Origin of the sequence: Mesorhizobium sp. M1A.F.Ca.IN.020.03.2.1, from assembly GCF_004023205.1 — a bacterium.
GTDB lineage: Bacteria > Pseudomonadota > Alphaproteobacteria > Rhizobiales > Rhizobiaceae > Mesorhizobium.
Genome location: NZ_RZSV01000246.1, coordinates 1 through 7,407, shown reverse-complemented (window position 1 = coordinate 7,407; position 7,407 = coordinate 1). Strand labels below are relative to the sequence as shown.

Genomic DNA, 7,407 nt, shown 5'->3' with positions numbered 1-7,407 from the left:
GTCGAGGCGGTGGCTTCGGATCTCACCCGCCATATCGCGATCCCGACCATCGGCATCGGCGCCAGCGGCGACTGCGACGGCCAGATCCTGGTCGTAGACGACATGATCGGTATGACCGTCGACCGCGTGCCGAAATTCGTCAAGGAATACGCAAAGCTGCGCGACACCATTGCGGATGCGGCGGCGCGTTACGCCGACGAGGTGCGCAGCCGCGCATTTCCCGGACCTGACCACGTTTTTTCGGCGGCATCGGGCAAGGACCAGGCATGAGCGGGCCAATCGTCGTCGAGAGCGTTGCGGCCCTTCGCGCGCAGATCCGGGATTGGCGCCGGGATGGCCTCAAGATCGCCATGGTGCCGACCATGGGCGCGCTGCATGACGGCCACATCTCGCTGGTCAGGATCGCGCTCAAAAAGGCGGAGCGCTGCGTCGTCTCCGTCTTCGTCAATCCGACCCAGTTCGCGCCGACCGAGGATCTGGACAAATATCCGCGCCAATTGGCCCGCGATCTCGACCAACTGCGGGAAGCAGGCGTGCATCTGGCCTTCACGCCAGGCGTGGCGGAAATGTACCCGGCCGGCTTCGCCACCAAAATCTCGGTCGGAGGCCCCTCCTCCGGCCTGGAGACGGATTTTCGGCCTGCCTTCTTCGACGGCGTCGCCACTGTCGTGGCCAAGCTTTTCCTGCAGGCAGCGCCCGACTGTGCCGTGTTCGGTGAGAAGGACTACCAGCAGCTTTGCGTTGTCAGGCAGTTGTGCCGTGATCTCGATCTGCCGGTCGAGATCGTCGGCGCGCCGACCGTGCGTGATTCCCACGGCCTCGCCATGTCGTCGCGCAACGCCTATCTCGGCGCGGCCGAGTTCGAGATCGCGCGCAAATTCAACGTGGTTCTGCGTCAGACCGCGGCCGAACTCGCGTCCGGCGCGGATGAGGCACGTGTGGTGAGTGAGGCTGCCGAAGCGCTCGTCAGGGCGGGCTTTCGGAAGGTCGACTACGTCGCCGCGCGGGAGGCCGCAACGCTCGCGCCCTGGCGACGAGACCGCGACGGCCGCCTGCTCGCGGCGGCCTGGCTCGGCACCACCAGGCTGATCGACAATGTGGAAATCCCTGCCGCTCCGCCGGCGCTTTAGCCGAGCCGCTTCTCCAGGATGAGCGCGGGCCATCCCGAACTGCCGCCGCAATCCGCTGTCCTGCCTGCCGTCCGAAATCCGTTCGCCTCGTAGAAGGCGATCGCCGCCGCATTCGCCTGCTCGACCTCCAGACGCAGCGTCCGCATCTGCGGAAAACTGGCCTCGACTTCGTCGAGCAGCGCCTGGCCGATCCCTTGCCGCTGACAATCCGGAGATACGTGGAGCTGGTTCAGAAGGACGATCTTCGGGTCGGTGGTGGCGGTCGCGAAAGTCATGCCGCCAAGCCGCTTGCCATCGTCAGCGACCAGGAATTCGGAATTCGGCCGGGCCAGCTGCGCCTTGAGCGAAGCAAGAGAATGCCAGTCGTCGGTGATCGCCGTTACATGCTCGGCGCCGTAAATGGCGTCATAGATCGCATACCACGTCTCGACCAGCAGCGCGCGGATCGCAACAAGATCGTGCTCGCTGGCGGTGCGGACGAACATCGCTCTATTCGATGCCGAGCTTGGCCTTGACCAGCTCGTTGACCGCCTGCGGGTTCGCCTTGCCGCCGGTCGCCTTCATCACCTGGCCGACGAACCAGCCGGCCATGGTCGGCTTGGCGCGCGCCTGCTCGGCCTTGTCCGGATTGGCGGCGATGACCTCGTCGACCGCCTTCTCGATGGCGCCGGTGTCTGTCACCTGCTTCATGCCGCGGCTTTCGACCAGTTGGCGCGGATCACCGCCCTCGTTCCAGACGATCTCGAACAGGTCCTTGGCGATCTTGCCGGAGATCGTGCCCTCCTTGATCAGGTCGACGACGGTACCGAGCTGCTCAGGCGAAAGCGGAGCGTTTTCAATATCTTTGCCAGCCTTGTTGAGAGCGCCCAGCAGGTCGTTGATGACCCAGTTGGCGGCAAGCTTGCCGTCGCGCCCCGAGGCCACCTTCTCGAAATAGTCGGCGATCGGCTTTTCCGAGACCAGCACCGAGGCGTCGTAGGGCGATAGGCCTAGCGAGCCGATCAGCCGCGCCTTCTTCTCGTCCGGGAGTTCCGGCAGATGCTGTGCCAGATCATCGACATAGGCCTGGTCGAACTCCAGCGGCAGAAGGTCGGGGTCGGGGAAATAGCGGTAGTCATGCGCCTCTTCCTTGGAGCGCATCGAGCGCGTCTCGCCCTTGTTGGGGTCGAATAGGCGCGTCTCCTGCTCGATCGAGCCGCCGTCTTCGAGGATGGCGATCTGACGGCGCGCTTCGGACTCGATGGCCTGGCCGATGAAGCGGATCGAGTTGACGTTCTTGATCTCGCAGCGCGTGCCGAACGCGCCACCCGGGCGGCGCACCGAGACATTGACGTCGGCGCGCAGCGAACCCTCGTCCATGTTGCCGTCGCAGGTACCGAGATAGCGCATTATGGTGCGCAGCTTGCTGACATAGGCCTTGGCCTCGTCGGCAGAGCGCATGTCCGGCTTGGAGACGATTTCCATCAGCGCAACGCCGGACCGGTTGAGGTCGACATAGGACATTGTCGGATGCTGGTCGTGCATAGACTTGCCGGCATCCTGCTCCAGATGCAGGCGCTCGATGCCGACCTCGATGTCCTCGAACTCGCCCTGCCGGTCCGGTCCGACCGAGACGATCACCTTGCCTTCGCCGACGATCGGCTGCTTGTACTGCGAGATCTGATAGCCCTGCGGCAGGTCCGGGTAGAAATAGTTCTTCCGATCGAAGACCGACTTGTGGTTGATCGCGGCCTTCAAGCCCAGCCCAGTGCGGATCGCCTGCTTGACGCATTCCTCGTTGATCACCGGCAGCATGCCGGGCATCGCCGCGTCGACCAGGCTGACATTGGCGTTGGGCGCCGCGCCGAAAGAGGTCGAGGCGCCGGAGAACAGCTTTGCCTCGGACGTCACTTGCGCATGCACTTCGAGCCCGATGATGATTTCCCAGTCGCCGGTGGCGCCGGAGATCAGGCGTTTCGTATCGGGCGTGCGGGTATCGATGATGCTCATGGAGGCCTATGGGTCGCATTTGTGGCTGGCGCGATTTTGCTTATCGCGTTGCGAAAATCGCATCACTCGCTAGTGCAAACCGTTCCTTGAGACAAGTCCAAAGCCGCGCGCAGGCCTCCAGGCAGCTTGCGCTTGTAAGCCCACGGGCTGTGCTGGCGGCACCTTCCCGCCTGTATCAGGCGGTGGCGATGTAGGCCCGGATCTCCTCGGCCTCGCGCTCGACATCCTCGATCCGGCGCTTGACCACATCGCCGATCGACACGATGCCGTCGAGCATCCCGTCCTTCTCCACCGGCAGGTGGCGGAAGCGACCCTTCGTCATGATCTCCATGACCTCGTTGACCGTGTGGTTCTCGTTGCAGATCTTGACCTTCGGCGTCATGGCCGATCGGACCGGAATATCGAGCGCGGCCGCGCCCTCCCTGGCCAGCACTCGCACGATGTCACGTTCGGAAAGGATGCCGACGATCTTGCGGTCGCCATTGGTGATGACCAGCGCGCCGATCCTATGCTCGGTCAGGATGCGAATAGCTTCGCTCAGCTTTTCATTAGGCCCGAGTGTGAACACGTCATGGCCTTTTTGCTCAAGAATTGCCTTCACAGTCATGGCGTCCTCCTGTGCCTTGCCCGCCGGCTCCTGCCCTGACCGGCATTCACGTTCCGGTGAACATGGTGCGCCGTGATTGGTTGCATTTCAAGTGCGCCGCAGCGCTACTCGGACGGCTGGGGCCGATCGAAAAAACGCACGCCGAAAAAGCCTCCGACAAAGCCGCCGATATGGGCTTCCCAGGCGATCTGTCCTTCGATCCCCGGCGCAAAGCCGAGAAGGCCGGTGGCGAGGTTGATCACCATCCAGACGCCGAGGAAGGTCATGACGCCGCGCGAACGCAGCACGATTGCGATCGGCAACGGCTCGCCGGCGAAGGCCGCCTGGCCTGACGAGCGATCGATCCGGAACCCGTAGCGCGCCGCAGCTCCCATCATGCCCGAGATCGCGCCCGACGCGCCGACCAGCGGCATCTCGCCATAAGGATGCATCGCCCAGAACAGCGCTACCGAAGCCAGCCCGGTCACGGCGTAGAACACCGCAAACCGGGCCGCGCCGAAACGATTGGCGAGCGGTGAGCCGAAAGCGGCAAGCCACACCATGTTGACGGCAATGTGAGCGAGGCCCCCATGCATGAAGGCATAGGTGAAGGGGCGCGTGAACAGGAACCAGTCGAAGCCGTATTGACCGGTGTAGAGCACCGGAATGAAGGCTCCGTCGTAGAGCAGCGTCATTTGCTGGTCGTCGTTCAGCACATATCGCTCCAGCAGGAAGACGATCGCGCAGATCCCCATCACCGCCAGCACAACCGGCGGCAAGTTGAACACCGGCTCGCGGCGCGGCTCCGGCGCTTCGTCGTCTGGTTGCATTTCGGTTTCGGTCGGTGTTACCGGCTCGCTCATGGCCTCTTCGCAGATGGCTGGAGACTCGATTTCGGCCGAGCATGTAGTTCACGCCTGATCGAATCACAAATCGCGAATCGCTCAAGCTGAATCGGATAGGGCCTGGATCGGCGACGCGAATCAAAAGAAAGCCGTCCAGGTTTCCCTGAACGGCCGGTCGAGTCCCCTGCTCCCCGAAAACTGACTGAAGCGCTGCCGATCGCTGCTGAAACGACCGTTGTGGAGTGGTTTTTGATGTGCCACAGGCCCCGTCGGCGCGCAACGTAAACCACTTGTTAACCTTAACGGCCCCGAGACGTGAACAAACGTTAACGATGCTGGCACGCATCCTGCTCCGCACCGCATGAAGGTCATCGGAGGGCGCCCTGTCTGTTCGCCGATGGGACAACAAGAAAGACAGATTGCCGGAGCGGAATGGAAATGAATCAGAACGGATCAATCGCGCTGTTCCAATATTGGAACCGGCTGCGTGATGGCCGCCCGGCTCCGAAACGCTCGGAAGTGGAGCCGGCGGACATCAAGACGCTCCTGGCCGATACATTCATCCTGGAGCGCGACACACGCGCCGAAGCCGTGTTCCGGCTGGCCGGCACCAGGCTCTGCGCCTATTACGGCCGCGAGCTCAAAGGGTTTTCCTTCCCCTCGCTCTGGCGCGAGAAGGACCAGCGGCTTATGTCGCGTCTCATCCACGGCGTCTTCGACCAGAAATCGGTGCTGCTTCTGACCTATGAAGGATTCAGCCGAAACGGTCGTTCCAGCAAGTTCGAGCTGCTGGCGCTGCCGCTCGATGGCGGCGTCGAGAGCCCTCGCTGCCTCGGCATCGTCAGCGCCGCGGATCGGCCGTTCTGGCTTGGTGCCGACCCGCTGGCGGACGCCCTGATCGACGCGATTCGGGTCATCGATCCCGACAAGGACCCGATGTTCCTGAAGAACCGGCCGGCGATCGATGTTCCGTCGCTCGTGCCGACGGAGTTCGACGCGCCCGAGACCATTTCGGCGCTCGGCCGCGTACGCCGGATACGGCATCTCGTCGTCTTCGACGGCGGGCGCAACGAGTAGAGCGGATCGCGAGATTTTGCCCCGATCTGGTCCAGGCCTTTGCCTTGCGTGGGCGTCCGCCCCCAACCCATTTGGGCCGGCTTTTTCCCGTTTGTTAACCTGCTTTGCTGTAGCTTTTTCCGGTGAAATTCCTCGCACGTCGCGCGGAATGCCAACGGGGTGTAGGCAGTCATGAGGTCAGCGGCGGAATTTGCGCCGTCCCGTGTGGAGCGGCGCAATTTTCAGCGTGTCCGGGTGAAAATCTACGGACGCTTCATGCTGGAGGACCGCACGGAACACGCGTGCCAGGTGATAGACATGTCGCCAGGCAATGTCGCCTTGCGCACCGATCGCGTCGGCATGCCGGGGGAAAAGGTCATTGCCTATATCGATCACATCGGTCGCATCGAAGGCATCGTGACGCGCACCTCGCAGGACGGTTTCGCGATGACCGTCATCGCTTCGGACCGCAAGAAGGACAAGCTCGCCGCGCAGCTCACCTGGCTTGCGAACAAGCATGAGCTCGACCTGCCGGAAGACCGCCGCCACGAGCGCGTCGCGCCGCGCAATCCGATGAGCGTGCTGCAGCTCACCGACGGGCGACAGTATCAGTGCCGCATCATCGACCTGTCGCTCTCGGGCGCGGCGATCGAGATCGACGTCAAACCAGCAATCGGCGTGCAGGTCATGCTGGGAACGATGCGCGGCCAGGTCGTGCGTCACTTCGAGGACGGCGTCGCCATTGAGTTTGCCGTCATCCAGCGGCCGGAAACCTTGGATTCGGAATTCAACGCGCCGCGGTCCTGACCGCTTAGAATGCGGACATGCATCCAACCGGCCTCCAGCGGCCGGTTTTTTGTTGGCCGGATCAGGGCCTTCTAGCAGCCGGGCGGCATGTCGAGACGCCACGTGATCCGGGTGCGGCGGCCGGTTTAGATTCTCAACAATCCGCAGTCGAGATAGTTCAAATTTTATATTTAATCTACGGGCGTTTTACTCAATCTCTACTTCCGGTTTTTGCGTCAAATAAATCCCAACGTGGCACAGTCTCTCTCAAACGGGGAGAACTACCATAATGAAAATGACGAGGGGCAAGCTGTTGCTCTTGGCAATGGCGATGCAGCTTTCCGCCTGGGGCACGGCAAGCGCGGGACCGCTGTTCATGCATACGGGTGGCCGCACCACCCAGCCCGTCGGCCATTATGAACTCTGCCAGCGTATCCCCATCGAATGCAATGAGAGGACGCCGAATGGGTCTCCTGTCGAGCTGACCCGCAAGCTGTGGGCGACGATGATCAAGGTCAACAATTCGGTCAATACCCGCGTCAAGCCACGTACCGATATGGAGATCTACGGGGTCGAGGAATACTGGGCCTATCCCGACAACGGTTTCGGCGACTGCGAGGACTACGCGTTGGAGAAGCGCCGCGAATTAATGGCCGCCGGTGTCCCCGCCGGCGACCTTTTGATGACGGTCGTGCGCCAGCCGAACGGCGACGGCCACGCGGTGCTGACGGTGCGCACCAGCCTCGGCGAGTTCATCCTCGACAATCTCGAGCCGAAAGTGCTCGCCTGGAACGACACGGTCTACACCTACCTCAAACGTCAATCGACAGAGAATTCAGGCGTTTGGGTTTCGATCAACGACGGCCGCGAGGACGCGGTCGCCAGCGTCCGCTAGGATCCCAATGCATGCTGCCCCAAGATGCGCAGGGCTTTTGGGGCAACGGCACACACGAAGAGATTAAGCACGCCGCATTCATACGGCGTGCCTGGAAAAAGCCCGGTCGAGTCCCCACCC

The 7,407-nt window shown here is 62.5% G+C and carries 9 protein-coding genes; 5 read left to right on the top strand and 4 right to left on the bottom strand.

What is annotated here, in order from left to right; genetic code table 11:
* Positions 1–270, top strand: a 270-nt coding sequence (locus tag EOA79_RS26940) for a 3-methyl-2-oxobutanoate hydroxymethyltransferase (protein ID WP_206639273.1), incomplete at its 5' end; no start/stop codon positions are given.
* On the top strand, positions 267–1,130 hold the full coding sequence (gene panC, locus EOA79_RS26935) for a pantoate--beta-alanine ligase (protein WP_095824714.1): 864 nt from the start codon (positions 267–269) through the stop codon (positions 1,128–1,130). The genes EOA79_RS26940 and panC, both read left to right, overlap by 4 nt.
* On the opposite strand, the gene EOA79_RS26930 is transcribed toward panC, so the two are convergent.
* The 4 genes from EOA79_RS26930 to EOA79_RS26915 form a co-directional block, all read right to left on the bottom strand.
* Positions 1,127–1,615, bottom strand: a complete 489-nt coding sequence (locus tag EOA79_RS26930) for a GNAT family N-acetyltransferase (protein ID WP_127246958.1) — start codon at positions 1,613–1,615, stop codon at positions 1,127–1,129. The genes panC and EOA79_RS26930 overlap by 4 nt on opposite strands.
* 4 nt (positions 1,616–1,619) lie before the next feature.
* Positions 1,620–3,119 (bottom strand): Asp-tRNA(Asn)/Glu-tRNA(Gln) amidotransferase subunit GatB, encoded by a 1,500-nt coding sequence (gene gatB / locus EOA79_RS26925; RefSeq protein WP_128293454.1) that lies wholly within the window; start codon positions 3,117–3,119, stop codon positions 1,620–1,622.
* Positions 3,120–3,294: 175 nt separating this feature from the next.
* A complete protein-coding gene (locus EOA79_RS26920; RefSeq protein ID WP_066989480.1) occupies positions 3,295–3,726 on the bottom strand; it encodes a CBS domain-containing protein in 432 nt (143 codons plus the stop codon).
* Between the two features lie 104 nt (positions 3,727–3,830).
* Positions 3,831–4,568, bottom strand: coding sequence for a rhomboid family intramembrane serine protease (locus tag EOA79_RS26915; protein ID WP_095824717.1), 738 nt, complete (start codon positions 4,566–4,568; stop codon positions 3,831–3,833).
* Between the two features lie 420 nt (positions 4,569–4,988).
* On the opposite strand from EOA79_RS26915, the gene EOA79_RS26910 reads away from it, so the two are divergent.
* The 3 genes from EOA79_RS26910 (at position 4,989) to EOA79_RS26900 (ending at position 7,287) form a co-directional block, all read left to right on the top strand.
* Complete coding sequence (locus EOA79_RS26910) at positions 4,989–5,627, top strand: PAS domain-containing protein (RefSeq protein ID WP_067321654.1); 639 nt, start codon at positions 4,989–4,991, stop codon at positions 5,625–5,627.
* 171 nt (positions 5,628–5,798) lie between these two features.
* Positions 5,799–6,413 (top strand): PilZ domain-containing protein, encoded by a 615-nt coding sequence (locus EOA79_RS26905; RefSeq protein ID WP_067321610.1) that lies wholly within the window; start codon positions 5,799–5,801, stop codon positions 6,411–6,413.
* Between the two features lie 268 nt (positions 6,414–6,681).
* Positions 6,682–7,287, top strand: coding sequence for a transglutaminase-like cysteine peptidase (locus tag EOA79_RS26900; protein WP_067321612.1), 606 nt, complete (start codon positions 6,682–6,684; stop codon positions 7,285–7,287).
* The last annotated feature ends 120 nt before the right edge of the window (positions 7,288–7,407 follow it).